Genomic DNA, 25,165 nt, shown 5'->3' with positions numbered 1-25,165 from the left:
TTCAGCGCAGCAGTTTTCCCATGGCGTTGCGGGGCAGCGGCTGTGCGCTGAACTCCGTCACCATGCGCTTGTACAGCGGCAGGCCGCGGTTGACCCCAGTGACGAACTCCTTCACCGCATCCTGCTTTGCAGGGTCACAGTAGATGAGGGCACAGATCTTTTTGTCCTTTTCCTTCACGATGCACTCCTGAATGTCCGCACAGGGCACCAGCAGCTTTTCCAGCTCCTCAGGGTTCACGTTCTCGCCGCTGTCCAGAATGATCACGTTCTTCTTGCGGCCGGTCAGGTACATGTAGCCGTCCTCTTCCACCCGGGCAATGTCGCCGGTATGGAACCAGCCGTCTGCATCGATGACTTCTGCAGTGCCTTCCGGGTCCTTGTAGTAGCCCAGCATGATGGGGTCGCCCCGCATACACAGCTCGCCGTCGTCCAGCTTGTATTCACAGCTGAGGTCCACATGGCCCACGCTGGTCAGGTACTTTGCCTCCTGCGAGGAGTTCCATGCACCGTCGCCGCAGGTCTCGGTCAGGCCGTACATCTGGGCCACAAAGAAGCCCTTCTCCATCATATCACTCAGAATCTTGGGGTCGAACATGGCAGCGCCGCAGGTCAGCACGCACAGGCCGTTCAGGCGGTCGCGGCGGCCCTTCATCACATCGCTGTAGATGCTCTTCAGCAGCACCGGCACCACTGCCATCACCTCGCTGTGCATGGCACCCAGATCACGGTAGAAATACTTCAGGTTGTTGCACAGGTTGATGGAGTGGCCGGTGATGCTCCACGAAACAAGGCTGGTCATGGCGGAGATGTGGAACATGGGCAGGGCGGACAGGGACGAGAACTCATCGGTGTTCCAGCCCGTGTACTTCTTCACATCGTCAAAGGGGTCCAGAAAAGCCGGCATGGCGCTGAACAGGTTCTTCTGGCTCAGCATAACGCCCTTGCTGCGGCCGGTGGTGCCGGAGGTGAACATGATAAAGGCCAGAGCAGAGAGGTCCTCCACCTCGGTCACGTCCTCGGCAGGCTCATAGGCCGCAAAGACGTCCATGGGCTTCAGGATGCTGCCGTAGGTCTCAGCGAGGGCAGGCTCCCGCTCCGCGAACTCGCCATCCTGCAGGATGCACACCGGCTCGGTGAGGCCCAGCTCATAGGAGATGGCATCCCAGTCCTTGCCAAGGTTCAGCGGCACAGCCACGGCTCCGGCAATGACCGTGCCGTACATGCAGATGACATACTGGTAGCTGTTGCGGGCCAGGATCGCCACACGCTTGCCGCGCACATCGCCATACTCTGCACGCAGGAACGCCACGAACCGGCGCAGATCCTGGGCATACTGTGCGTAGTGCACCTCGGCCACGCCCTGCTTTTTTTCATCATACCAGCGCAGAGCCACACGGTCTGCAATGTTGGTTTCCATATTGCAAAGTGACTGATACAGCGATGTAATCATTTTCTGCCTCCATTTTTATCATCCGATCCGGCGCTCCTGTGTAGGCCAACACAGATCCTTCCAGTCATTTCCAACTGTGCCCAGTATACAATAAGGCCCGTGTCAATGCAAGAGTTTTGCAACATTTAATTCCAAACATTGACAATAAAATCTTGCATATCATGTCGTTTCCAGATGTAAATTCTGCCTTTCGTTGCGAAGCCACCCTGCCTGTGCTATGCTTTTATTGCAGGCTACAATGTGTCCCCGCCCGCCGGACCGCAATTCAAAATTGACAGTCTGTGCAAAAAGCATTATACTGGGTTCATATCCATACAAAATTTTATCTTTTTCATTCAAAATCTACGCATTGTGCGGCGTCCGGCTCTGATGGAATGTCCCGCGCAAGGAAGGAACCTCCATGGAAGGAACCAAGCCCCGCACCGCCAGCTCCATCGGCATGTTCGACATGCTCAAGGGTGCCGGTATGCTGACCATCGTTTTTGCGCATACCGCCGAGCTTTATCCCATGCAGGCGGTCAGCGGCCTGTCCCTGACCGCGTTTTTCCCCTTCATCTACCGCGAAGCGCTGATGGCCGCCTTTTTTATTGCCAGCGGCTACGGCTTCCGCAAGCGCTCTATCCACAAGTGCATCCACCAGCAGCTCAAAAGCCTGCTCAAACCCTATGCTTACACGGCGCTGTTCACCTGCGTGCTGCACTTTATCATTCATTATAAGACGTTCCAGTACCTACCCGGCACCATCGGCGAGTCTATCAAGGTCACCGGCGGCTTTCTGCTGGGCCTGCCCCACACGGCCAAGTATTTCGGGCAGGAGTTCTTCTCCTGCGGGCCGATGTGGTATCTGCTGGCGCTGATGGTAGGCTGGGTGCTGCTGGATGTGATCCTGAACATCTTCCCGGAGCGCTATGTTCCATGGGCTGTGGCAGGCTGCGTCCTGCTGGGCTGGGGCGCGAGCCTTGTGTGGGAGCTGCCCTTCTGCCTGATCCAGGGTGCCGTGGTGGTGCCCTACCTCTATATCGGCTTCCTTGCCAAAAAGAAGCATCTGCTGGACGAGCCCCTGCCGCCCAAAGTCTTTGCCGGGCTGCTGGCCGCCACAGCACTCATTGCCGTAGGCGCTCTTGCTACCCGCACCACCGACTGCATCTCGCTGGCCGAGTGGTCACTGGGGCCGCTGAGCATCTTTCTGGACGGTGCTGCAGGCCTGCTTTTCATCCGGCTGTTCATGCGGCTCAGCCGCGGCCATGGCCCCATCGTGCACTTTCTGGAAGCGGTGGGCCGCCGTTCGCTGAACATTTTCTGCGTACATACCGTGGAGATCATCGCTATTCCGTGGTATCTGATGGTAGCAAAGTTCTCTGCGCAGCCGGTGCTGGGCATGTGGCTGCAATATGCCATCGCTCTGGGCTCTATCTGGCTGGTGTGTGAGCTGCTGCGTGTACGCCGCGCACTCATCATCCGATTTTTCCCGGCACAGCGCAGAACGCCCGCCGTGCACTATACCTCCCGGCACTGACATGTTTTTCCGGCTGCTGCGGTGCAGCCATCATAAAAGTAAGAGGAGAATCCGGTTATGAACAACGATGTCCCCGAGACCCTTGCTGCGGCCCGCAGCCGCGCTGCTGACTTGGAACAGCAGCTCAAGCTCTCTGACGAAGGTGTATCCCGGCTGGCACAGCGGTGTCTGGAGCTGGAACAACAGGTGCTGAACTATCAGGCCGCACTGGCAAGGCACGGCAGCGACAACGAACCTGCCGCCCTGACCCTGCCGCAGCTGTTCTACGATTCCGGCTCCGGCTATTCCCCGCGGGAATGCCTGACCGTTGCCGAGGATGCCTACGACGAACTGACCCACGAGGTCTCTGCGGTGTTCACCCTGCCCACGGATGCCCGTGCGCTGCGGCTGGACCCCGGTGAGCTGGCCTGCTGCGTGACTGACCTGAGCATCTCGGACGAGCGGCTGGAATGCCGCGCCATGAACGGCATCCGGCTGCAGGAAGACTGCCTGCTGTTTTTGGATGTGGACCCCAACCTGACCGTGTGCAGCACCGTGCCCTTTGCGGCCGGGATGAAGTTTGCCGTAACCTATCATTACTATCCGCTGGGCCGCTTCCAGCACGAGCAGCCCGGCAAGGCCCTGCTCAGCGCGTTGAATACCATCAAGCTGCAGGCTGAGGCCGAAAAGAACGATGTTCTGGAACAGCTTCAGGCCGCCCTTGCCGAGAACACCCGGCTGAACAATCAGCTGACGGAACTGCAGAACAGCCGTGCTGCCTATGAAGATTCGCTGGAAAACCTGTACGAGAGCAGCAGCTGGCGGCTTACCGCACCGCTGCGTGCTTTGCGCCGCCTGCTGCGCGGCTGAATCGGATCGCTAAAGGAGTTGTCAACATGTACAGCAGTTACAGCACCCTGCAGCGTAAGCAGCTGACGAAGCAGGTTTATACCGATACCCAGAGCACCTATCTGCTGGTGTATGCACCGGGCCGTCATCAGGCGCTGGAGCACGCACTGGAAAACCAGCTGCACCGCAAGTTCCGGCTGGTGACGGAGCTGGCCCCCGCCCTGACCGACTCGGTGGAGGGCGTGCTGCTGGTCAGCGAAGATCTGGAGTGCACCTCCACCGCCCTGACCTATTTTGCCGCCGCCCTGCGCACCGGTGCCGATTTTGTGGTGTGTGATGCCGCCTTTGGCTTCGATGGCTCCACCGCCCTTTATCTGAGCACCCAGCACATCCCGTGCAGCCGCTGCGCCATGGTATCGCGGAAGCTTCTGGACCGGGTGCGCGCCGCTGCGCGCGGCAGGGACAGCGTGACCGAGCTGCTGCGCCTTGCCACCGCCATGGCGGAAAACTGCCACCGCATCCCGCAGTCTTTGCTGCACTTCCGGCGGGAGCTGTGTGCCGACGATGTGTTCTCTGCAGACGGAAAGCGTGCTTTGATCCTGAGCCACGAGCTGACCATGACCGGTGCGCCCATCGTGCTGACAAGTGCCGTGCCGGTGCTGCGCAGCATGGGCTTTGAAGTGGTGGTGCTTGGCCCTGCGGACGACGGCTCGCTGCCGCTGTTTCTGGATGCCGGTGCCGCCGTAGTGACCCGCAGCGACTGCGTGATGAACTCGTCGCTGTGGGGCCTTGCCACCAGTGCCGATTTTGTGCTGGCCAACACCGTGGTAGAGGCTGCCGCCGTGAGCACCCTGAACGGCTCCTTCGTGCCGGTGCTGTGGTGGCTGCACGATGCCTTTGCAGGCTACCCGTTCATTGCGCACAAGATTCCCAAAACACTGGGCTCCAATGTGCATGTGTGCGCCGTAGGCTCCCACGCCACTGCCGCCATGCACTCGGTGCGGCCGGACTTCAGCATTGAACAGCTGATCTACGGTCTGCCGGACTATGCGCAGGAAAGCTTCCCGCCCTACGATATCAGCTATGCCGGCGGCAGGCCGCTGTTCGTGACCGTAGGTTCCTTTGAGCCGCGCAAGGGTCAGGATATTTTCTGCAACGCCATCCGCCTGCTAAAGCCCGAGGTGCGCCAGAAGGCTGCTTTCCTGTTCGTGGGCAAGGCGGCGGACAAGAGCCTGAAGAACGCCGTGGATGCACTGGTGGAGGACTACCCGGACACCGTTTTCTACCGCAAGCGTCTGGAACGGCCCGAGATTAAATCCCTGATGGATCAGTGCGCCTGCGTGGTATGCGCTTCCCGCGATGATCCCATGCCAACCTTCGTCACCGAGGGCCTGATCTTCGGCAAGCCCTCCATCGTGTCGGAGCACACCGGCACCGCCGGGCTGATCACCGAGGGCGTGGACGGCTTTGTGTACAAAGACGACGACCCGGATCAGCTGGCAAAGGTGCTGGAACATGCTATTCTGCATCCGGAACAGCTGGCCGCCATGAAAGCTGACTGCCGGAAAATGTACGAGAAATATTATTCCAACGAAGCCTATGTTGCCACCCTGACACGGCTGGTGAACGAATCAACAGACTAAAAACAAGATAAAGGCAAGGGTCGATGCGTGCATCTGCCCTTGCCTTTTTATCATTCCATCAAAATTGCACAAGAAAATTCCAGTTCCGTTCACAAAGACACAGGCCGCGTGTGTTATACTTTTATCAAATCATTCCGCCTGAAAGGAGCCTGTTCTCTCTATGAGCCAACCTGCCTCTGCCGCACCTTCCCGCAAAAAGACAGTGATCTCGCTGCTGGTGCTCGCCGCACTTACCGGCATCATCGTGCTGCTGTTCAAGGACAACTGGGCCGAGATCACCGCAGCGCTTTCGCAGCTGTCCGCATGGCAGGTGCTGGTGGTGCTGGCCATCGGCCTCAGCTACCCGCTGCTGGAGGGGTGCGTGGCGTGGGTCATCGTGCGCAGCCGCATCCCGGGCTTCAGGCTCTGGCAGGGCATCGATACCGCGTGGTGCGGCACCTTTGGCAATGTGGTCACGCTGGGCGCAGGTGCAGTGCCGGTGCAGACCTGGTATCTGCACCGCTGCGGCCTGCCGGTTGGCCCGGGCGTGGGCCTGATGACCCTGCAGTACGTGTTCCACAAAACCACCGTGCTGCTGTATGCCACGGTGATGCTGCTGTTTCAGCACAGATGGCTTGCCGCCAACACCACCGGTGTGATGAATTATCTGCCCATGGCATACGCTGTAGTGGCGGCCATCATTGTGGTGCTGGTGCTGGTGTGCGTATCGCCGCTGGTGCAGAACCTTGCCCGCTGGCTGATGCGTCTGCTGCCCAAAACGGAAAAATGGCAGCAGCGCCGCGCCGACTGGCAGCAGCAGCTGGATGTTCTGGGCGAGGAGAGCCGCCGCCTGCTGGCAGATAAGCCCCGCTGCGCTGAAATTCTGGCATTGCAGGCGGTCAAGCTGTTCGGGCTGTTCTGCCTGCCCTACCTGTGCATCCGGTTCATGGGGCTTTCCCCTCTGAGCTTTTTGCAGGTGCAGCTGCTCACCAGCCTGATGCTGTTTTTGTCCAACGCCCTGCCTAATGTGGCCGGCATGGGCTCCATCGAAACGGCATTCCTGCTGGTGTTCGGCAGCTTTCTGGAGCGCGGCGAGGTGATGAGCGTGATGATGCTCTACCGCATCGCCAGCTATTATGTGGTGTTCGCCGCCAGCGCCGTGGGCTTCTTCATCGCTCAGCGGCATCTGGGCCAAATGGGAGCGGAGCCGCCAAAGGAGGCATGACTCTTATGAAGGAAAAAGGCATTCTGTCCCGGTTCAGCATCGTTTTGCTCATCCTGCTGGCGCTGGTGCTCATCCTTCCCTCTGCCCGGATCGACCTTGCATCCAGCATTGAGGCCAGCACACAGGCCAGTGTCCGGGTGGAGCACATTCAGAACTTTGCCCGCTCCGCAGAGATGGACGTTCAGCTGCTCTCTGCCGACGATCCGGCCTATCAGCAGATCGCAAATGTGCTCTCCGGCCTTACCTGTGTCAGGCGGTTCAACCAGCAGTATTCCTCCTACAGCCACGAATACCCGGTGGATTCCGTCACCGTGAGCTACTACGATGATGCCGAGAACAATAACCTCCTGTTCACCGTCTACTCCGATGGCACCGCCATTGTCAACAGCCAGTTCGTAAAGATCAAAGAACCCAAGGGCGGCGCGGAGGAAGTGTATCAAAAGCTGGCGGAAATCGTGAAGTAAAACTCCTTCCGTCTGCTCGCTGCACTCGCATCCACCTCCCTCAGTGAGGGAGGCTTTGGCAAAACTGTAAAGTTTTCCGCACTGCCAAGGGCTCCCTCTTTGAGGGAGCTGGCATGGTGTCAGCCATGACTGAAGGAGTTAAAAACAAAAATCGGGGCATGCAGGTGGTCAAGCTGCATGTCCCGTTTTTGTTTCTTTTGCACACGGTGCGGTACCAATCACACCGAATGCCGCGCATCGAGCCGTGGGAGCAAACTAAAACCACAGCTCACTTGAAAAAAGAGAATGGAATGGAGGAATTGGCGTTTGCGCAGCAATGAAAGCCCCAGTGGGGCTTTTAAGCCACAAAGCGGTCTTGCGTAAGCAAGATGGAGTGGCCTCGCCACGACAAACTTGGGGATCACCTGACACAGCTCCGCAGCTCTGCCATGGCGGATCCGGTTTTCGCAGAAGCCCTTGCAGAGGCTTCCGCTTTTCTGGTGCAACGTGGTTAGATTTGTCTAACCTCGTTGCGAGAACAGAATACCACAGCCGGTTAGTCTTGTCAACCCTTATTTTGCGATTTTTTTCGCAAAATAGGTGCACCGCCGGGATTTCGGCACTTTTTCTACATTCTGCCCAAAGAAAGCCCCTTGCTTTGGAAGAAAACCCACTTGTTTTCTATTGCATTTTAAAGTGGTTCTTGCTATTATAATAACGCAAGATTTTGTGGGCAGGTTTTCATTTTTGTCTACACCTTGTAGTTGGGGCTGCCGCAATCGGCAGTTCAAGACCGTTTTGCCCCCAGAAAGCCGCCATACAGAGCGGTTTTTCAAAGGCTCATTAGTTAGAAAACGCTAACTGCGTAATGGAGCAAGGAGGTTCCAATGATCAATTTTGAACAGTGGGAAGGCTTTGAGGGCCGTATCTGGAAAGAAGAAGTCAATGTGCGCGACTTCATCCAGAAGAACTACACCCCGTATGACGGCGACGAAAGCTTTCTGGCCGGCCCCACCGAGGCGACCGACAAGCTGTGGGGTGCTCTGCAGAAGCTGCAGAAGGCCGAGCGCGCCAAGGGCGGCGTGCTGGATATGGAGACCGAAGTGGTCAGCAGCCTGACTGCTTACGGCCCCGGCTATATCGACGAAAGCCTGAAGGATCTGGAGCAGATCGTGGGTCTGCAGACCGACAAGCCCCTCAAGCGCGCCTTCATGCCCTACGGTGGCATCAAGATGGCAGAGCAGGCCTGCACCACTTACGGCTACCAGCCCAGCGCCGAGCTGCACAAGATCTTTACCGATTATACCCGCACCCACAATCAGGCTGTGTTTGATGCCTACACCCCTGAGATGAAGGCGGCCCGCCATACCCACATCATCACCGGCCTGCCGGACACTTACGGCCGCGGCCGCATCGTGGGCGACTACCGCCGCGTGGCCCTGTACGGCATCGATGCACTGATCGAGTTCAAGCAGGAGGACTTCGCCAACTGCGGCGACGGCACCATGACCGACGACGTGATCCGCCTGCGCGAGGAAATCGCCCGCCAGATCAGTGCCCTGAAGGGCATGAAGAAGATGGCCGAGGCCTACGGCTATGATATCTCTCAGCCTGCAAAGAACGCCAAGGAGGCCTGCCAGTGGCTGTATTTCGGGTATCTGGCCGCCATCAAGACCCAGAACGGCGCTGCCATGAGCGTGGGCCGCATCTCCACCTTCCTGGATATCTACATCCAGCGCGATCTGGACAACGGCACCCTGACCGAGACCCAGGCTCAGGAGCTGATCGACCACATGGTCATGAAGTTCCGCATGGTCAAGTTTGCCCGCATCCCCAGCTACAACCAGCTGTTCTCCGGCGACCCCGTGTGGGCAACGCTGGAAGTGGGCGGCATCGGCATGGATGGCCGCAGCATGGTCACCAAGAACTGCTACCGCTTCCTGCACACGCTGGAAAACATGGGCCCCGCACCGGAGCCGAACCTGACCGTTCTGTACTCCTCTGCCCTGCCGGAGAGCTTCAAGAAATATGCCGCCAAGGTGTCCATCGATACCAGCTCTGTCCAGTACGAGAACGACGACGTGATGAAGCCCGTCTGGGGCGATGATTACTCCATCTGCTGCTGCGTGTCTGCCACCCAGACCGGCAAGGAGATGCAGTTCTTCGGTGCCCGCGCCAACCTTGCCAAGTGCCTGCTGTACGCCATCAACGGCGGTGTGGACGAGAAGAGCCACGAGCAGTGCGGCCCCAACTATGCCCCCATCACCAGCGAGTACCTGAACTACGACGAGGTGCTGCCCAAGTATGTCCAGATGCTGGACTGGCTGGCTGGCCTGTACGTCAATGTGCTGAACCTGATCCAGTATATGCACGACAAATACTACTACGAGGAAGCCGAGATGGCCCTTATCGACACCGACGTGCGCCGCACCTTTGCCACCGGCATTGCAGGCTTCTCCCACGTCATCGACTCCCTGAGCGCCATCAAGTACGCCAAGGTGAAGGTAGTGCGTGACGAGAGCGGCCTTGCCACCGGCTTTGAGACCGAGGGCGACTTCCCCAAGTACGGCAACGATGATGACCGCGCCGACGAGATCGGCGTGTGGCTGCTGCGCACCTTCCTGGAGATGATCAAGAAGCGCCACACCTACCGCAACTCTGAGGCTACCACTTCTATCCTGACCATCACCTCCAACGTGGTGTACGGCAAGTACACCGGCGCTCTGCCCGATGGCCGTGCCGCATTCACCCCGTTTGCTCCCGGTGCAAACCCCAGCTACGGCGCAGAGCAGAACGGCCTGCTGGCTTCCCTGAACTCGGTGGCAAAGCTGCCCTACCACTGGGCACTGGACGGCATCTCCAACACCCAGACCATCAACCCGGACGCTCTGGGCCACAGCGAAGGCGAGCGGGTGGAGAATCTGGTACAGGTCATGGACGGCTACTTCGATCAGGGCGCACACCACCTGAATGTGAACGTCTTTGGCAAGGAGAAGCTGCTGGATGCCATGGAGCACCCCGAGAAGGAGGAGTACGCCAACTTCACCATCCGCGTCTCCGGCTACGCCGTCAAGTTCATCGACCTGACCCGCGAGCAGCAGATGGACGTTATCTCCCGCACCTGCCATGCAGCCCTGTAACCCCATCGGCTATGTCCACTCGCTGGAATCCTTCGGCTCTGTGGACGGCCCCGGTGTGCGCTTTGTGGTGTTTTTGCAGGGGTGTGCCCTGCGGTGCAAATACTGCCACAACCCGGAAACATGGGCTGCGGAGGGCGGCGAGGAATGGACGGTGGAAAAGCTGTTCCAGCGGGTCTACCGCTACCGCAACTACTGGGGCAAAAAGGGCGGCATCACGGTCAGCGGCGGTGAACCGCTGCGCCAGATGGAGTTCCTGACGGCATTCTTCGAGCTGGCCCGCTCCAAAGGCGTGCACACGGCTCTGGATACCGCCGGGCAGCCCTTCCGGCCCGATGACCCGGATTATCTGGCCGGTTTCGACCGGCTGATGAAGTCCACCAGTCTGGTCATTCTCGACCTGAAGGAGATCGATCCGGAACGCCACCGGCAGCTCACCGGCAAAGACAATGCCAACATCCTTGCGATGGCGCGGCATATTTCTGACCTCGGCATCCCGCTGTGGATCCGGCATGTGCTGGTACCCGGCCTGACCGACGACGAGGAGGGCCTGCGCAGGACCGCAGACTTTATCCGCAGCCTGAAAACGGTGCAGCGGGTGGAGGTACTGCCCTACCACACGCTGGGCCTGTTCAAGTGGCAGAAGCTGGGCATCCCTTATCCACTGCCGGACGCCGTGCCGCCCACCGCGGAGCAGGTGAAGCGTGCAGAAGAGCTGCTGGAAGTGAGCCGGTATCCCGGCTAAGCTCCTGATTTGAAAAACGACCGTTTCCGGTGTGCAGAATGCGCCGGGAGCGGTCGTTTTTTCTTGACTTCCCTTCTGTACACCGTTATAATGAAAAAAGTAAAAAAGGAGAAACAGCCATGCAGATTTTCAATACGCTGACCCGCCAGAAAGAAGAATTCGTGCCGCAGGTGCCCGGTGAATACCGCATCTATGTCTGCGGTCCTACCGTTTATAACTATATCCACATCGGCAACGCCCGCCCGCTGATCGTGTTCGATACCCTGCGCCGCTACCTTGAGTACCGCGGCAACAAGGTGTTCTATGTTTCCAACATCACCGATATCGACGACAAGCTCATTAAGAAGGGACAGGAAGAGGGCACCTCCATGAAGGAGGTCGCTCAGCGCTTTGAGGCCGAGTACCTCAAGGATGCCGCCGGCCTCAACTGCAAAAAGCCCACCGTCCAGCCCCGGGCTACCGAGCACATCCAGCAGATCCTGGATATCGTGAAGGATCTGATCGACTCCGGCCACGCTTATGTTGCCAAGAACGGCGATGTGTACTTCCGGGTGAAGAGCGATCCCGAGTACGGCAAGCTGAGCCACCTGAAGCTGGACGATCTGGAGAGCGGCAACCGTGAGCTGCGCAGCCAGATGGACGACGACCTGAAGGAGGACCCCGCAGACTTTGCCGTGTGGAAGGCCGCAAAGCCCGGTGAACCTGCATGGGAAAGCCCCTACGGCATGGGCCGTCCGGGCTGGCATATCGAGTGCAGCGCCATGAGCCGCACCCATCTGGGCAAGACCATTGATCTGCACTGCGGCGGTCAGGACCTGATCTTCCCCCACCACGAGAATGAGATCGCACAGAGCGAGTGCGCCAACGGCTGCACCTTTGCCCGCTACTGGATGCACAATGGCTTCATCAACGTGGACAATCAGAAGATGTCCAAGAGCCTGCACAACTTCTTCACCGTGCGGGACGTGGCGGATGTCTACGGCTACGAACCCATCCGCTATTTCATGCTGACCGCAGGCTACCGGATGCCGCTGAACTACACCGTGGATCTCATCGAGAGCTGCAAGAACAGTCTCGAGCGCCTGTACACCTGCCGCGAAAATCTGGACTTTGCCCTGACCAAGGATGCCTTTGGCACCGACGAGACCCTGAAGGAAAAGGCTGCCGAGGCCCGCACCAAGTTCTGCACCGCCATGGACGATGACCTGAACACCCCGGATGCACTGGCTGCCGTGTTCGATCTGGTCAAGGAGATCAATACGCTGTCGGCTGTTTCCTCCAAGGATGCCCTGCAGACCGCCGCCGCTGCGTTCGACGAGATCACCGGCGTACTGGGCCTGCTGTACAACCGCAAGAAGGACGAGGTGCCCGCCGAGGTGACTGAGCTGGTAGAGAAGCGTGCCGCCGCCAAGAAGGCCAAGGACTGGGCCACTGCCGATGCCATCCGTGCACAGCTGACTGAACTGGGCTGGGCGGTCAAGGATACCGCACAGGGCCCGCAGCTGAGCAAGCTCTAAATTAAAGTAAAGCTATTCGCGGCATGTTGCGGATGGCTTTACTTTTTTGCGCACATTTGCCATAATAAGGAAGAAGATCAGCTTTGCGGAGGGAACAGCAATGAAGGTCATGGTTTTTGACGTAGGAGGCACCAAGATCAAATATTCGGTCATGGACGAGCAAATGAACCGTTTTGATGCCGGTTCCGTGCCCACGCCGCAGGATACGCAGGAGCATTTTCTCGACACAATATACGCTCTGTATGCACCGCATAAGGATGAAGTGGACGGTATCGCTATGGCGCTGCCCGGCTTTGTGGATGCCAACACCGGCTATGTCTCCAACGGCGGGGCACTTCTGTACAACACCGGCACGCAGGTGGGGCAGCTGGTGCGCGAAAGATGCGGCTGCCGTGTCACGCTGGAAAACGACGGCAAGGCTGCAGCCATTGCAGAGCTGCGGGCCGGTGCCTTGCAGGGCTGCTGCAATGCGGCAGTGTTTATCATCGGCACCGGCGTGGGCGGCGGCATCATTGCCAATGGCCAGTTGGTGCGCGGCGTGCACTTTACCGCCGGAGAGTACAGCTTTGTGAACACCAACGCCGACGAGTGGGAGAATGCCGAAAAAACCATGGCCTGCCAGTGCAGCACCAAATACCTGCTCAAGTGGTATCGCGCCCGCAAGGGCCTGCCCGCCGATGCCCCCATGAACGGTAAACTCTTTTTTGATGCCGCCAATGCCGCCGAGCCGGAAGCGCTGGAAGTGCTGGAACGGTTCTGCAAGATGGTGGCCGTGCAGATCTACAACCTGACCGTATTGCTGGATGTGGAAAAGGTAGCCATCGGCGGCGGCATCAGCAAGCAGCCGCTGCTGCTGGACGATCTGCGCCGGGTATATGCCGGGCTGTTTGCTTCCCGTGGGGAATCACCTTACATGATCGGTCTGCCCCGCTGCGAGATCGTGCCCTGCCATTTCAGCAGTGAAGCCAATCAGGTGGGAGCATTGTATACCTATCTGCAGGCGGAAAGCAAAACCATTTAATGGCTTCCGCTTCGCTCTAGCCATATTCAGCGGAACAATTATTTTTACAAAGCAAACTCCGGCAGACTGCGGTCTGCCGGAGTTTGCTTTTTCACAGGATAGAGCCGTATTGGAAAACGGCATCCTCCCTTAGATTTACTTATTGGTCAGCCGGTTGAAGTGCGGCTTTTCGTCTTCTTCCTTCTTCGGTTCCGGCTTTTCCGCCGGGGTCAGGCGCACCTCGGTCACGCGGCGCTTGGCCGTGCGGGTAACGACACCGTCGTACTCGCCCAGCGTGAACCGGTCGCCCACCTTGGGCAGATGGCAGGTTTTTTCCTGCACCAGACCGTTCACCGTATTGGAATCGATGTCCTCATCCTCCGGCAGGCCCAGCCTCTCATACAGGTCGTCCACACCGGCACTGCCCAGCACGATCCAGCTGCCATCCGACTGCCTGCGGAAGTCCTCGGTCGCTTCGTCGTGCTCGTCCCAGATCTCGCCCACCAGCTCTTCCAGAATGTCTTCCAGCGTGATGATGCCCTCGGTACCGCCGTACTCGTCCACCACCACCGCCATGTGATGGTGCTGCTCACGCAGGGTGCGCAGCAGCTGGGAGATCTGGGTGGAGCCAGTGGTATAAAGGGTGGGCTTCACAAGGTCTTCCAGCGTGGTATCCTTGCGCAGACGGCCAAGGTAAAAGTCCTTTTCATGTACCACACCGATGATGTTATCAATGGTGCCGTGGTAAACGGGCAGACGGGAATATCCCGATTCCGCAAAGGTATCGGCCACCTCATCCAGCGAGAGATCGTCCTCCACCGCGATCACATCCACGCGGGGCGTGAGGATCTCCTCCACCTCCACATCGTCGAACTCAATGGCGCTGCGGATGAGCTGGCTTTCCCGGTCGGTCAGCTCGCCGTCGTTCTCGGCCTCGCTGACCATGGTCATCAGCTCACCCTCAGTGATGGTGTCCTCCTCGGTGCTGCGGATGAAATGCCCCAACAGGCGCTTCCACTGGGTGAACAGCCAGGTCAGCGGGGTGAACAGGATCATGAGCAGGTTCAAAAAGGGCGAAACCGCTGTGGCAACCGTCTCCGGCATCTCCTTTGCAAGGCTCTTGGGGGTCACCTCGCCAAAGATCAGAACCACAATGGTCAGCACGAAGGTGGACACCGTCGCGCCCCGCTCCGGGTCCAGCAGGCGGGTGAACAGCACTGTGCCAATGGATGCTGCGGCAATGTTGACGATATTGTTGCCGATGAGGATGGTGGAGAGCAGCTTGTCGTACTTTTCCGACATAGCCAGCACGCGGGCTGCTGCCGAATCGCCGTCCTCGGCGCGGCTTTTCAGGCGGATCTGGTTCAGGGAAGAAAATGCGGTCTCAGAGGCGGAGAAAAAGGCGGAAAATGCCACCAGAATGATCAGCGCCGCCAAAAGCGTAATACTGCCATCGTCCATAAAAAGGGAAATCACACTCAACTTTCTGTTTTTGTTTGAACCCTCTCAGGCATCGCTGCGCGATGCCAGCTTCCCCGAAGGGGGGAGCTTTTTTCTGTGCGCCCGCAGCCAGCCCCTTCCACGCAGAAGGTGCTGCTGCCCGGGATATCGCACACTGGCGCAACGCGCCTGAGAGAGTTTTGGGATAAATGTTCTTACATACAAAAATGTGCTCCCCATCGTTGCTGTTCCGCGATGAAAAGCACATCAATGTTATTTGTAATCATACCATATTCTGTACGGTGGTGCAAGCTTTCTTGCCGCAAAGTCCGTACAGAACAGGTAAAATTTACATTATCGCAGGGTCAAAGCGCCATTCTCGCAGTCTACCGTCAGGGTGTTGCCCTCGGTATAGCTGCCCTGAATGATGGCCTTGGCGATCAGGGTCTCCACGCGGCTCTGGATGAACCGCTTGATGGGACGTGCGCCATAGACGCTGTCGTAAGCAGAATCGATGATGAAGTCCTTGGCAGCGGTGGTGACCTCCAGCTTGAGGTGCTTGCCCTCGTCCATGCGCTTGCGCAGATCCTGCAGCTGCAGATCCACAATCTTGCGCATCTCGTCCTTGGTCAGGCTCTTGTAGTAGACGATCTCATCCAGACGGTTCAGAAATTCGGGGCGGAACTTGCTCTTCAGCAGCTGGTCGATCTGGTGCTTTGCTTCCTCGCTCAGCTCGTTGGAGCCGTTGGCACGGCGCTGCTCCAGATCGTTCAGGATGATGTCGCTGCCCAGATTGGAGGTGAGGATGATGACCGTGTTCTTGAAGTCCACGGTGCGGCCCTGACTGTCGGTGATGCGGCCATCGTCCAGCACCTGCAGCAGGATGTTGAACACATCGGGGTGGGCTTTTTCCACCTCATCGAACAGCACCACGCTGTAGGGCTTGCGGCGCACAGCCTCGGTCAGCTGGCCGCCCTCTTCGTAACCGACGTATCCCGGAGGCGCGCCGATCAGACGGCTGACGCTGAACTTCTCCATATACTCGGTCATATCGATTCGCACCATGTTGCGCTCATCGTCAAACAGGGCCTGTGCCAGTGCCTTGGCCAGCTCAGTCTTGCCAACGCCGGTGGGGCCGAGGAACAGAAAGCTGCCGATGGGGCGGTTGGGGTTGGCGATACCGGCGCGGCTGCGCAGGATGGCCTCGCTCACCTTGGTCACAGCCTCGTCCTGACCGATGACCCGCTGGTGCAGCACATCGTCCAGATGCAGCAGCTTCTCGCGCTCACCCTCCACCAGTTTCTCCACCGGGATGCCGGTCCAGCGGGCCACGATGCGGGCGATCTCCTCATCGGTCACGCGGTCACGCAGCAGGCTGTCCTCCTTCTTGGCGGCGGCGATCTTCTCTTCCTCTTCCAGCTGTTTCTGCAGCTGGGGCAGCTTGCCATATTTCAGCTCAGCGGCCTTGTTCAGGTCGTACTCGCGCTGAGCCTTTTCAATGTCGGCATTGGTCTGCTCGATCTGCTCACGCAGGGATTGCACCTTGCCGATGGCGTTCTTCTCGTTCTCCCACTTTGCCTTCATGCTGCGGAACTTGTCCTGCAGCTCGGCCAGCTCCTTTTCCAGATCCTTCAGGCGGCTCTGGCTCAGGGCATCGGTCTCCTTTTTCAGGCTCACCTGCTCGATCTGCAGCTGGGTGATGCGGTGGGCCAGATCGTCCATCTCGCTGGGCATGCTGTCCATCTCGGTCTTGATCATGGCGCAGGCTTCATCCACAAGGTCGATGGCCTTATCCGGCAGGAAACGATCCGTGATATAGCGGTCGGAAAGGGTGGCAGCGGCGATCAGGGCGCTGTCGTTGATCTTCACGCCGTGGAACACCTCGTAGCGTTCCTTCAGGCCGCGCAGGATGGAGATCGTGTCCTCCACGGTGGGCTCATCCACCTGTACCGGCTGGAAGCGGCGCTCCAGAGCGGGGTCTTTCTCGATATACTGGCGGTACTCGTCCAGCGTGGTGGCACCGATGCAGTGCAGCTCGCCCCGGGCCAGCATGGGCTTGAGCAGGTTGCCTGCGTCCATGGCACCATCGGTCTTGCCGGCACCCACGATGGTGTGCAGCTCATCGATGAAGAGGATGATCTTGCCCTCGCTCTTCTTCACCTCGTTCAGCACGCTCTTCAGGCGCTCCTCGAACTCGCCGCGGTACTTTGCACCGGCCACCAGAGCGCCCATGTCCAGACTGAACACGATGCGGTCCTTCAGGTTTTCGGGCACATCGCCGCGCACGATCCGCTGTGCAAGGCCCTCTGCAATGGCGGTTTTGCCAACGCCGGGCTCACCGATCAGGCAGGGGTTGTTCTTGGTCTTACGGGACAGGATGCGGATCACGTTGCGGATCTCCTGATCACGGCCGATGACGGGGTCCAGCTTCTGCTTGCGGGCAAGATCTACCAGATCCTGACCATACTTCTGCAGGGCGTTGTAGGTCTCCTCGGGATTGTCGTTGGTGACGCGCTGGTTGCCGCGCACTGCTGTGAGCTGCTGCAGGAACTTATCTTTAGTGATGCTGAACGCACGGAACAACTCGGTGGTGTTCTGGGTCTGCTCGTCCAGCAGACCAAGGAACACATGCTCCACGCTGATATAGTCGTCCTTCATGGCCTTGGCTTCTCGGGCGGCGGCGCTGAGCACCTTATCGGCAGCCTGCGAGATATAGACCTTGTCGGGGTCACGGCCGGAGCCGGAGACCCGGGGCAGAGCCGAAAGCTTTTCGGCCACGGCGGCAGAAAAGCTGCCGGGGTCAACATTCAGCTTCTGCAGCAGCTGCGGGATCAGGCCCTGCTCCTGCGAAGCGAGGGCGTGCAGCAGATGTTCAGGTTCCAATTGATTGTGCTGGTACTCCACAGCCAGCTGCTGCGCTGCCTGCAGAGCCTCCAGCGTTTTCTGCGTATATTGATTGGTATTCATAAAGTCAAGCCTCCATTCATACCGGAAGGTTTATTTTAGCGGACATGACAGCCGTTTGCTAAAAGCCCAGCGCAGAGATGCTGCCGAACGGGAAGCAGCGGCTATTCTTCAGTTGTTTCACGGTTTCAAGCACCTCCTGCCGAACTGGTTTTACTTGTTTTAGCACTCTATCTGTTCGACTGCTAAAACTATACTCCTGTTTTCCCACTTTGTCAATAGGGTTCATAAAAAGTTTGCAAATAGGAAAAAAGCGCCTGCGGGGGCTAAAAAAAGACCACCGCACAACGTTTGTGCGGTGGTCTTGCCTTTTTATATAAAGATATCAGCCCTGCTTTTTCCAGCGGCGCATCACGCCCATGCCCAGCGCATAGGGGCCGGTGTGCACGGCAATGGTGCAGCCGATCTGCAGCAGGCCCACTTCGCACTGAGCGCCGGGGTACTTTGCACGCAGGGCCGCGCGGGTCTGCATCCACAGGCGCTTGCCTTCCTCTTCGTCGTAGCCGTAGCCTACGGTGATGCGGTAGTCGTCCGGGGTGCCGCCGTGGGCATCCAGATAGTTCATCAGCTGTTCCAGCGCTTTTTCAAAGCTCTTCTGTCGGCCGCGTGCCACACCGCCGGAGAAGATCTCGCCATCCTTGAACAGGATCATCGGCTTGATGCCCAGCATGTTGGCTGCACGGCCCGTCACCTTGCCAATGCGGCCGCCCTTAATGAGATAGTCCAGATTGCCTACCGTGAAGAAGATCTGGTTGGTAGCTTTCTCTGCTTCCAGCCATGTCACAGTCTCGTCCAGCGTGCAGCCTGCGTCCCGCATGGCCACGGCGTTTTCCACCATGGTGGACTCGGTAACGGTAGCCGCCGCGCTGTCAATGACCTCAATGCGGGCATCGGGGAAATCTTCCAGCACCAGATCCCGGGCATTGCGGGCGCTGCCCACACAGCCGCTCATCTTGCTGGTGAACACCAGACACAGCACATCCCGGCCAGCAGCAGCATGGGCACGGAATGCCTGCTCAAAGTCCTCAATGGAAGCAAGGCTGGTTTTGGGGTAGGCCGAAGGGTTGTCCACCATGAACTGGTAGAAGTCCCGCACGGCGATCTCCTTGCCTTCTTTGCGGTAGTGCTCGCCGTCCAGCGAGACATAGAAGGGCACGACCTCGATTTGGAGCTGTTTGGCAGTGTCCAGCGTCAGGTCGCATGCGCTGTCGGTAATGATATCAAACATCTGTGACGCTTCCTTTTCTGAATCATTCAGGAGCTTTGCAGGGGATCATACGTGGTGGATATAAGCCTCGCGCTCGGCACCCACAGAGATGTAGGTGATCTTGCAGCCGACAGCCTTTTCCAGATATTCCACGTAATCGCGTGCTTCCTTGGGCAGGTCTTCCCACTTGCGGGCTGCGGTGATATCACAGTGCCAGCCGGGCAGGTACTCCACCACGGGCTGTGCGGTGTCCAGAGCTTCGCCCATGGGGAAGCGGGTGGTGGTGCTGCCATCGGTCAGCTTGTAGGCAGTGACCATGGGGATCTTTTCCATGTAGTCCAGCACGTCCAGCAGGGTCAGAGCAACTTCATCGCAGCCCTGACAGAACACGCCGTAGCGGCTTGCCACCAGATCGATGGGGCCAACGCGGCGGGGACGGCCGGTGGCTGCACCGTACTCGTGGCCAGCCTCACGCAGGTCGTGCTTTTCCTCTTCGGTCATAGCCAGCTCGGCAGTGAAGGGGCCGTCACCCACGCAGGAGGAGTAAGCCTTCATCACGCCGATGGAGTTGTGCAGCTTGTGGCCCGGGATGCCTGCGCCGATGGGAGCGTAAGCACCGATGACGTTGGAAGAGGTGGTATAGGGGTAAATGCCGAAATCGATGTCGCGCAGAGCGCCCAGCTGAGCCTCGAACAGGACCTTCTTGCCTGCAGCGTCTGCATCGGCCAGATACTGGCCCACATCGCAGATGTAATCCTTGAAGATGGCGGCATACTTTTCGAGCCATGCCCACATCTCATCCACGCTGATGGGAGCGGCGTTGTAGCTGCCCTCCATGACCAGATTCTTGGAATCTACCATGGTGACGAGGCGCTTCTTCACAGCGTCGTCCAGATGCAGCAGGTCGCCCATGCGCAGGGTCTTCTTCATGTACTTGTCGCCGTAAGCGTAGGCAATGCCGCGCTTGGTGGAGCCGAACTGTGCGCCGGTCTTGGACAGACGTGCTTCTTCCAGACCGTCCTGCTCCACATGGTAGGGCATGGTGATGGTTGCACGGTCGGAGATTTTCAGGTTTGCCGGGCTGATCTCAACGCCCTGCTCCCGCAGCTTGTTGATCTCGCCGTCCAGATGATGCGGGTCGATGACCATGCCGTTGCCCATAACGCAGACCACGTTCGGACGCAGGATGCCGGAGGGCAGCAAATTCAGCACGAACTTGCCGCGCTCGTTCTTGACCGTGTGACCGGCGTTGTTGCCGCCCTGATAACGTGCAACGATGTCATACTCCTGGCTGATGAGGTCGACCATGCGGCCCTTGCCTTCATCGCCCCAGTTGATACCCGTAATTGCAGTAAGCATAATAAATGACCTCTTTATCATTTTTTCAAAAGACAGCCTTTTCCGTGCACCTTGCCCGGGATACGCCACCTTGGGAAAACACATCAGCAGGCATACACAAAGCACATACCAATGCAAGTATAGTATAGCACAGATCGCCGTGCAAAAAAAGAGGAAAACACAGCTTTTGGCTGCGTTTTCCTCCAAAAAAGTGTGCGCAAAATTGTGCGTTCAGCTGCGGGGGTTCTCAAGGTCGGCACGGCGGGTCACCTTGTGGATGGTGCCGTCCGGCTCCTGAATGGAGGTGTTGGCCAGCTGCGCGCGCAGGCTGGCCTTCATGTCGTCGATGTATTCGCGGCGCAGGGCCTGCTGCTCTGCCTTTTCGGCCTCGGTCAGGCCAGTGGTCTTGCTCTTTTTTGCCAGCTCGTTGATGCGGGCGATCTTTTCCTGTGTCATGGTGCCTCCTGTATTTTCAAGCGGAATATGTTATAATAAGAAAGCAAACCCTCTCAGTCATTGCTGTGCAATGCCAGCTCCCCCGAAAGGGCGAGCTTTTTAAGGAATTTTCTCAATCAGTATAGCAAAGGATGATAAAAATGGCAACTCAATTGAATTTTGCACAGCAGATGGATGCCGTGCTCAAAACGCTGGACGGCACCCGGCCGCGCCTTTTGCTCCACGCCTGCTGCGGCCCCTGCTCCAGTGCAGTGCTGGAACAGCTGTGCCAGTATTTTGAGATCACAGTGCTTTACTATAACCCCAACACATGGCCTGCAGAGGAATACTACCGCCGCGGCGAGGAACTGAAGAAGTTCGTGGCAGCAGCCCATCCTCTGGGCGTGACCGTGGTGGAGGGCCACTACGACCCGCAGGAGTTCTACTCTGCTGTCACCGGCCTTGAAAACGAGCCGGAGCGGGGCAGCCGGTGTACGATCTGCTACCGGCTGCGGATGCGCCGGGCGGCGCAATACGCCAGTGAGAACGGCTTCGACTGGTTCACCACCACACTGTCCATCAGCCCGCATAAAGATGCCAAGCGCATCAATGCCATCGGGCAGGAGCTGGAAGCCGAGTTCGGCGTAAAGCATCTGCCTTCGGACTTCAAAAAGCACAACGGCTATCTGCGCAGCCTGCAGCTTTCGGAGGAATACGGCCTGTACCGGCAGGATTACTGCGGGTGCGAGTTCAGCGCAAAAGCAAGAGGGATCGAAAAGTAAGCCGTTATCGGGCAGGCCGCTTTTTTGCTTACTCTTCCGGCAGCTTTGCCACCAGCAGGGTGAAAATAATCAGCCCCACGCAGGGCACGATGTTGGAGGCCATACCGGCGGCAAGGCCAGCCTTTTCGGCTACGATGCCAATGATCCACGGCATGAGGATGGCACCGCTGGATGCCACCGGCAGCATGATGCCCATGCTGGTCACGCTGGTCATGCGGCCCGCGCTGGCCACAGCGGTGGGGTTCAGGCCCGCCATGGAGAACGCAAACGCAAACAGCAGCACGATGGCCATGCCCTGCGTGTGGGCCATGACCAGCAGCACATAAAAGATCGTACACAGCACGCTCATGCCCACCATGGCCTTGCGCGGGTTCTTGAACGGGAACACGAATGCGATCAGCAGACGGGCCACCAGCGTGGCACCCCACATGACCGTGACGGTGTAAGCCGCCAGTGTGCCCACAATGATGCCGCTGCCCTTGAAGTAAGTGACCATCCAGCCGTTAACGCTCTGCTCTGCAGCGTTCTGGAAGAACAAAAGGCCTGTCAGCATCCAGAACCGTGCCGAACGCAGAAAGCTCCAGTCAATGGCCTGCTTTTCCTTGGCATTCTTGGCCCTGCCGCCGCCCAGCGGGGTAAAGGCATATACCAGCCACAGCACAAGTCCCAGTGCCGCCAGCAGGAACACCGCCAGCTCAGTGCTCACCTTCGCCGCTGCCGCAATGAGGAAGGGGCACAGCAGCGCACCGCAGGCGTAGCAGCTGTGCATCAGGTTCATGCCGCGGGTGCGGTCGGCAGAGTGATCGCTGACCAGAATGGTGCAGGTGTTGATAACACTGCCCTTGGCAATGCCCACCACAAAGAAAGCCACTGCCAGCAGGATCTCTACACCGGTCAGGCCCATGATGCCGTAGCCCACCGCATAGCCGATGGTGAGCAGCAGCACACTGGGCTTCATGCCCAGTACACTGGGCAGCATACCAATGAGCAGGCCTGCCAGCAGATTGCCCACACTCATAAGTGAGAGCAGGGTGCCGGTCATGCCGTAGGCAAAACCGTAGCGCTCCTGCAGCAGGCTGACCACCACGCCCGCACTGATGGCACAGATGCCACTGAAGAAGAAAGTAAGAAAGCCTGTATTCCGCAGGCGTGCAGACTGTTGTTCCATAATCGTCCTCTTTCTGTGAAAATATCCTCCCTCTATTTAACCATAATTCCGCATCATTGCAACCGGATTTTCTTACAAAAAGTTGCAAAAAGCCCGCCGGGCATCGCTGCACGGCGGGCTTTGGTTTACAGTTTACTCTGCCTTGGTCTCGGGCTTTGCCTCAGCCTTGGCTTCCGGCTTTGCTGCGGGGGCAGCAGCGGGAGCGGCGGGCTTCACCACGGGCTTCGGGGGATTGGGGTCATCCTTCAGCGGGAAGAGGATGATGTGCTTGGGGCACTTCTGGGCACACATGCCGCAGCCCTTGCACTTGTCATAGTCGATGCGGGCCACGCCGTCCACCACGTGGATAGCATCGAACTTACAGGTGCGCTCGCACATACCGCAGGCAATGCAGGAGGTGGTGCAGGCCTTCATGGCCACAGGACCCTTGTCCTTGTTGGAGCACATGACCACCGGCTTGCGCGGGCCGCCCACGTCGATCATGATGACCTGCTTGGGGCAGATGTTTGCGCAGGCACCGCAGCCGGTGCACTTGTCCTTGTCCACCTTGGCAACACCGTCCACAATGTGGATGGCATCGAACTTACACACCTTGGTGCAGTCGCCCAGACCAACACAGGCAAAGGAGCAGGTCTTGGGGCCGCCGTACAGTGCAGCAGCGGCTGCACAGGTCTGGATGCCCTTGTAATCATAAGCAGGCTTGCAGTGCTCGGAATTGCCCTGACACTGGACAACCGCCTTCTTTTCCACAGCGCTGGCCGTGCCGCCCATGATCTTGGCAATGGCAGCGGCAGCCTTGGGGCCGCCGGGTGCGCACTTGTCGCAGGGCACGCCGTCCATGACCACAGCCTTTGCGTAGTCCGCACAGCCTGCGTAGCCGCAGCCGCCGCAGTTTGCACCGGCAAGGCAGTTGGTAACTTCTTCAATGCGGGGGTCTTCCTCCACCGCCATGAACTTGGACGCTGCGACCAGAACGATCGCGCCGACTGCGCCCACGATGGTACACAGGATAACAGCAGATACAATATTCATAATCCTGTTCCTCCCTTACAGCGTGACATTGAACAGGTTTTCGACGATGCCGCCGAAGCCCATGAAGGACAGGCTGGTGATTGCTGCTGCGATCAGGGTGATGGGCAGGCCCTTGAAGGGTGCCGGGGGATCGCAGGCTTCCACGCGCTTGCGCACGCCGCTGAACATGACCATGGCCAGCATGAAGCCGCAGCCTGCGCCGATGGCACAGACCAGAGCCTCAATGTAAGCAACACCGAAGCCCATAGCAGCCACATCTGCGCCGTAGTCGCCCACGACCAGAATGGTGACAGCCAGAACACAGCAGTTGGTGGTGATCAGGGGCAGATAAACGCCCAGAGAGTTATACAGTGCAACCACGTACTTCTTGAGGAAGATCTCGATGAACTGCACCAGAACAGCAATGACCAGAATGAACACGATGGTCTGCAGGTAGCTCAGACCAGCCGGGTCCAGAATGAAGATCTGGATGGGGAAGGTAACGGCCGTTGCCATGAACATGACGAAGATGACGGCGCCGGACATACCAACCGCAGAATCCAGCTTTTTGGAAACGCCCAGGAACGGGCAGATACCGTAGAACTTCACCAGCACGTAGTTGTTGACCAGGATCATGCTGAAGAAGATCGCAGCGAGTTTTACTAACATCTTATTCTGCCTCCTTCTTCAGGTTATCAAGGTCGCAGCAGCTCTTGCGCTCGATGCGGGCATCCAGCTTGCCTTCCAGCCACACACAGCCGGCCATCAACAGGCCAAAGCAGAAGAATGCGCCGGGAGCCTGCGTCATGATGGAGACCTTGGCAACGCTTTCCGGGATCACCTGGAAGCCCAGCCATGTGCCGCTGCCCAGGATCTCACGGATGGATGCCATCAGGGTAGCGGTGAGGGTGTAGCCAACGCCCATGCCCACGCCGTCCAGTGCGGAGTCCACGATGCTGTTCTTGCAGGCGAACATCTCGGCACGGCCCAGAATGATACAGTTGACAACGATCAGGGGCAGGAACACGCCCAGAGCGTTGTACAGGCTTTCCATGTAAGCCTGCATGAACATCTGAACGATGGTCACGAAGCTTGCGATAATGACGATGTAGCAGGGCAGATGCACCTTGCCGGGGATCACCTTGCGCAGCAGGGAGATCATGATATTGGAGCACACCAGCACGAAGGTGAAGGCGGCACCCATGCCCAGAGCGCTGGAAACTGCAGTGGTAACTGCCAGAATGGAGCAGGTACCCAGAACCAGACGCAGAACGGGGTTTTCTTTGATAATGCCGTTGGTAAGGATGCTTACCTTGGACTTATTTTCTTGTGCCATT

Annotated in this window: 21 protein-coding genes; 11 read left to right on the top strand and 10 right to left on the bottom strand. The window is 58.3% G+C overall.

The genetic code is table 11. The features are described from left to right. Nucleotide 1 precedes the first annotated feature (1 nt). A complete protein-coding gene (locus WMO17_RS03600) occupies nt 2-1,450 on the bottom strand; it encodes a class I adenylate-forming enzyme family protein (protein WP_294648488.1) in 1,449 nt (482 codons plus the stop codon). Nucleotides 1,451-1,850: 400 nt separating this feature from the next. On the opposite strand from WMO17_RS03600, the gene WMO17_RS03595 reads away from it, so the two are divergent. The 10 genes from WMO17_RS03595 to WMO17_RS03550 all read left to right on the top strand — a co-directional run bounded on the left by WMO17_RS03595 (nt 1,851) and on the right by WMO17_RS03550 (nt 13,504). Beyond that, on the top strand, nt 1,851-2,966 hold the full coding sequence (locus WMO17_RS03595; protein WP_298637443.1) for an acyltransferase family protein: 1,116 nt from the start codon (nt 1,851-1,853) through the stop codon (nt 2,964-2,966). Between the two features lie 57 nt (nt 2,967-3,023). Further along, nucleotides 3,024-3,815 (top strand): hypothetical protein, encoded by a 792-nt coding sequence (locus tag WMO17_RS03590; protein WP_223388243.1) that lies wholly within the window; start codon nt 3,024-3,026, stop codon nt 3,813-3,815. Nucleotides 3,816-3,841: 26 nt separating this feature from the next. Beyond that, entirely contained in the window at nt 3,842-5,437 is a 1,596-nt protein-coding gene (locus tag WMO17_RS03585) for a glycosyltransferase family 4 protein (RefSeq protein WP_154255531.1), read from the top strand. A 160-nt stretch (nt 5,438-5,597) separates the two neighbouring features. Then, nucleotides 5,598-6,641: a lysylphosphatidylglycerol synthase transmembrane domain-containing protein gene (locus WMO17_RS03580; protein WP_349137493.1), complete on the top strand. Its 1,044-nt coding sequence runs from the start codon at nt 5,598-5,600 to the stop codon at nt 6,639-6,641. Nucleotides 6,642-6,646: 5 nt separating this feature from the next. Next, on the top strand, nt 6,647-7,105 hold the full coding sequence (locus WMO17_RS03575) for a hypothetical protein (protein WP_154255533.1): 459 nt from the start codon (nt 6,647-6,649) through the stop codon (nt 7,103-7,105). Between the two features lie 125 nt (nt 7,106-7,230). Next, complete coding sequence (locus WMO17_RS03570; protein WP_294648485.1) at nt 7,231-7,425, top strand: hypothetical protein; 195 nt, start codon at nt 7,231-7,233, stop codon at nt 7,423-7,425. Nucleotides 7,426-7,971: 546 nt separating this feature from the next. Next, complete coding sequence (gene pflB, locus WMO17_RS03565; RefSeq protein WP_349137492.1) at nt 7,972-10,224, top strand: formate C-acetyltransferase; 2,253 nt, start codon at nt 7,972-7,974, stop codon at nt 10,222-10,224. After that, nucleotides 10,211-10,966, top strand: coding sequence for a pyruvate formate-lyase-activating protein (gene pflA, locus WMO17_RS03560; protein ID WP_291019470.1), 756 nt, complete (start codon nt 10,211-10,213; stop codon nt 10,964-10,966). The genes pflB and pflA overlap by 14 nt, the downstream gene beginning before the upstream one ends. A gap of 119 nt (nt 10,967-11,085) precedes the next feature. After that, nucleotides 11,086-12,483: a cysteine--tRNA ligase gene (gene cysS / locus WMO17_RS03555; RefSeq protein WP_097774303.1), complete on the top strand. Its 1,398-nt coding sequence runs from the start codon at nt 11,086-11,088 to the stop codon at nt 12,481-12,483. Nucleotides 12,484-12,583: 100 nt separating this feature from the next. Continuing rightward, nucleotides 12,584-13,504 carry an ROK family protein gene (locus WMO17_RS03550; RefSeq protein ID WP_349137491.1) on the top strand — a complete coding sequence of 307 codons (921 nt, stop codon included), beginning with the start codon at nt 12,584-12,586 and terminating at the stop codon, nt 13,502-13,504. A 135-nt stretch (nt 13,505-13,639) separates the two neighbouring features. On the opposite strand, the gene WMO17_RS03545 is transcribed toward WMO17_RS03550, so the two are convergent. The 5 genes from WMO17_RS03545 to WMO17_RS03525 all read right to left on the bottom strand — a co-directional run bounded on the left by WMO17_RS03545 (nt 13,640) and on the right by WMO17_RS03525 (nt 20,888). Beyond that, nucleotides 13,640-14,944, bottom strand: coding sequence for an HlyC/CorC family transporter (locus tag WMO17_RS03545; RefSeq protein WP_291017590.1), 1,305 nt, complete (start codon nt 14,942-14,944; stop codon nt 13,640-13,642). 333 nt (nt 14,945-15,277) lie between these two features. Beyond that, nucleotides 15,278-17,890, bottom strand: a complete 2,613-nt coding sequence (gene clpB, locus WMO17_RS03540; protein WP_097777395.1) for an ATP-dependent chaperone ClpB — start codon at nt 17,888-17,890, stop codon at nt 15,278-15,280. Nucleotides 17,891-18,212: 322 nt separating this feature from the next. Then, nucleotides 18,213-19,115: a DegV family protein gene (locus tag WMO17_RS03535; RefSeq protein ID WP_005943906.1), complete on the bottom strand. Its 903-nt coding sequence runs from the start codon at nt 19,113-19,115 to the stop codon at nt 18,213-18,215. A 45-nt stretch (nt 19,116-19,160) separates the two neighbouring features. Continuing rightward, nucleotides 19,161-20,453, bottom strand: a complete 1,293-nt coding sequence (locus tag WMO17_RS03530; protein ID WP_044953951.1) for an adenylosuccinate synthase — start codon at nt 20,451-20,453, stop codon at nt 19,161-19,163. Between the two features lie 210 nt (nt 20,454-20,663). Beyond that, entirely contained in the window at nt 20,664-20,888 is a 225-nt protein-coding gene (locus WMO17_RS03525) for a DUF896 domain-containing protein (RefSeq protein WP_005943900.1), read from the bottom strand. Between the two features lie 131 nt (nt 20,889-21,019). On the opposite strand from WMO17_RS03525, the gene WMO17_RS03520 reads away from it, so the two are divergent. Beyond that, the gene (locus tag WMO17_RS03520) at nt 21,020-21,649 is read left to right on the top strand and encodes an epoxyqueuosine reductase QueH (protein ID WP_349137490.1); all 630 of its coding nucleotides are present in this window, start codon (nt 21,020-21,022) and stop codon (nt 21,647-21,649) included. Nucleotides 21,650-21,677: 28 nt separating this feature from the next. Here WMO17_RS03520 and WMO17_RS03515 read toward each other — a convergent pair whose 3' ends face one another. From WMO17_RS03515 to rsxE, 4 genes are all read right to left on the bottom strand, one after another. Then, the gene (locus WMO17_RS03515; RefSeq protein ID WP_349137489.1) at nt 21,678-22,817 is read right to left on the bottom strand and encodes an MFS transporter; all 1,140 of its coding nucleotides are present in this window, start codon (nt 22,815-22,817) and stop codon (nt 21,678-21,680) included. Nucleotides 22,818-22,949: 132 nt separating this feature from the next. Then, nucleotides 22,950-23,849 (bottom strand): RnfABCDGE type electron transport complex subunit B, encoded by a 900-nt coding sequence (locus WMO17_RS03510; RefSeq protein ID WP_005943891.1) that lies wholly within the window; start codon nt 23,847-23,849, stop codon nt 22,950-22,952. A 15-nt stretch (nt 23,850-23,864) separates the two neighbouring features. After that, nucleotides 23,865-24,497 (bottom strand): electron transport complex protein RnfA, encoded by a 633-nt coding sequence (locus tag WMO17_RS03505; protein ID WP_005943888.1) that lies wholly within the window; start codon nt 24,495-24,497, stop codon nt 23,865-23,867. Nucleotide 24,498: 1 nt separating this feature from the next. After that, nucleotides 24,499-25,164, bottom strand: coding sequence for an electron transport complex subunit RsxE (rsxE, locus tag WMO17_RS03500; RefSeq protein ID WP_005943886.1), 666 nt, complete (start codon nt 25,162-25,164; stop codon nt 24,499-24,501). Between the last annotated feature and the right edge of the window lies 1 nt (nt 25,165).

This window comes from Faecalibacterium faecis, assembly GCF_040096475.1.
Classification (GTDB): domain Bacteria; phylum Bacillota; class Clostridia; order Oscillospirales; family Ruminococcaceae; genus Faecalibacterium; species Faecalibacterium taiwanense.
Note: the sequence above shows the minus strand (reverse complement) of the source record. Positions and strands in the feature narration are given on the sequence as shown.

Coding starts and splice junctions, on each gene's coding strand:
- WMO17_RS03505 (WP_005943888.1), bottom strand. CDS start 24,497: ATGTTAGTAAAACTCGCTGCGATCTTCTTCAGCATGATCCTGGTCAAC.
- WMO17_RS03600 (WP_294648488.1), bottom strand. CDS start 1,450: ATGATTACATCGCTGTATCAGTCACTTTGCAATATGGAAACCAACATT.
- WMO17_RS03550 (WP_349137491.1), top strand. CDS start 12,584: ATGAAGGTCATGGTTTTTGACGTAGGAGGCACCAAGATCAAATATTCG.
- WMO17_RS03590 (WP_223388243.1), top strand. CDS start 3,024: ATGAACAACGATGTCCCCGAGACCCTTGCTGCGGCCCGCAGCCGCGCT.
- WMO17_RS03575 (WP_154255533.1), top strand. CDS start 6,647: ATGAAGGAAAAAGGCATTCTGTCCCGGTTCAGCATCGTTTTGCTCATC.
- clpB (WP_097777395.1), bottom strand. CDS start 17,890: ATGAATACCAATCAATATACGCAGAAAACGCTGGAGGCTCTGCAGGCA.
- WMO17_RS03585 (WP_154255531.1), top strand. CDS start 3,842: ATGTACAGCAGTTACAGCACCCTGCAGCGTAAGCAGCTGACGAAGCAG.
- WMO17_RS03530 (WP_044953951.1), bottom strand. CDS start 20,453: ATGCTTACTGCAATTACGGGTATCAACTGGGGCGATGAAGGCAAGGGC.
- rsxE (WP_005943886.1), bottom strand. CDS start 25,164: ATGGCACAAGAAAATAAGTCCAAGGTAAGCATCCTTACCAACGGCATT.
- WMO17_RS03570 (WP_294648485.1), top strand. CDS start 7,231: ATGACTGAAGGAGTTAAAAACAAAAATCGGGGCATGCAGGTGGTCAAG.
- WMO17_RS03595 (WP_298637443.1), top strand. CDS start 1,851: ATGGAAGGAACCAAGCCCCGCACCGCCAGCTCCATCGGCATGTTCGAC.
- pflA (WP_291019470.1), top strand. CDS start 10,211: ATGCAGCCCTGTAACCCCATCGGCTATGTCCACTCGCTGGAATCCTTC.
- pflB (WP_349137492.1), top strand. CDS start 7,972: ATGATCAATTTTGAACAGTGGGAAGGCTTTGAGGGCCGTATCTGGAAA.
- WMO17_RS03520 (WP_349137490.1), top strand. CDS start 21,020: ATGATAAAAATGGCAACTCAATTGAATTTTGCACAGCAGATGGATGCC.
- WMO17_RS03545 (WP_291017590.1), bottom strand. CDS start 14,944: ATGGACGATGGCAGTATTACGCTTTTGGCGGCGCTGATCATTCTGGTG.
- WMO17_RS03580 (WP_349137493.1), top strand. CDS start 5,598: ATGAGCCAACCTGCCTCTGCCGCACCTTCCCGCAAAAAGACAGTGATC.
- WMO17_RS03515 (WP_349137489.1), bottom strand. CDS start 22,817: ATGGAACAACAGTCTGCACGCCTGCGGAATACAGGCTTTCTTACTTTC.
- WMO17_RS03510 (WP_005943891.1), bottom strand. CDS start 23,849: ATGAATATTGTATCTGCTGTTATCCTGTGTACCATCGTGGGCGCAGTC.
- WMO17_RS03525 (WP_005943900.1), bottom strand. CDS start 20,888: ATGACACAGGAAAAGATCGCCCGCATCAACGAGCTGGCAAAAAAGAGC.
- WMO17_RS03535 (WP_005943906.1), bottom strand. CDS start 19,115: ATGTTTGATATCATTACCGACAGCGCATGCGACCTGACGCTGGACACT.
- cysS (WP_097774303.1), top strand. CDS start 11,086: ATGCAGATTTTCAATACGCTGACCCGCCAGAAAGAAGAATTCGTGCCG.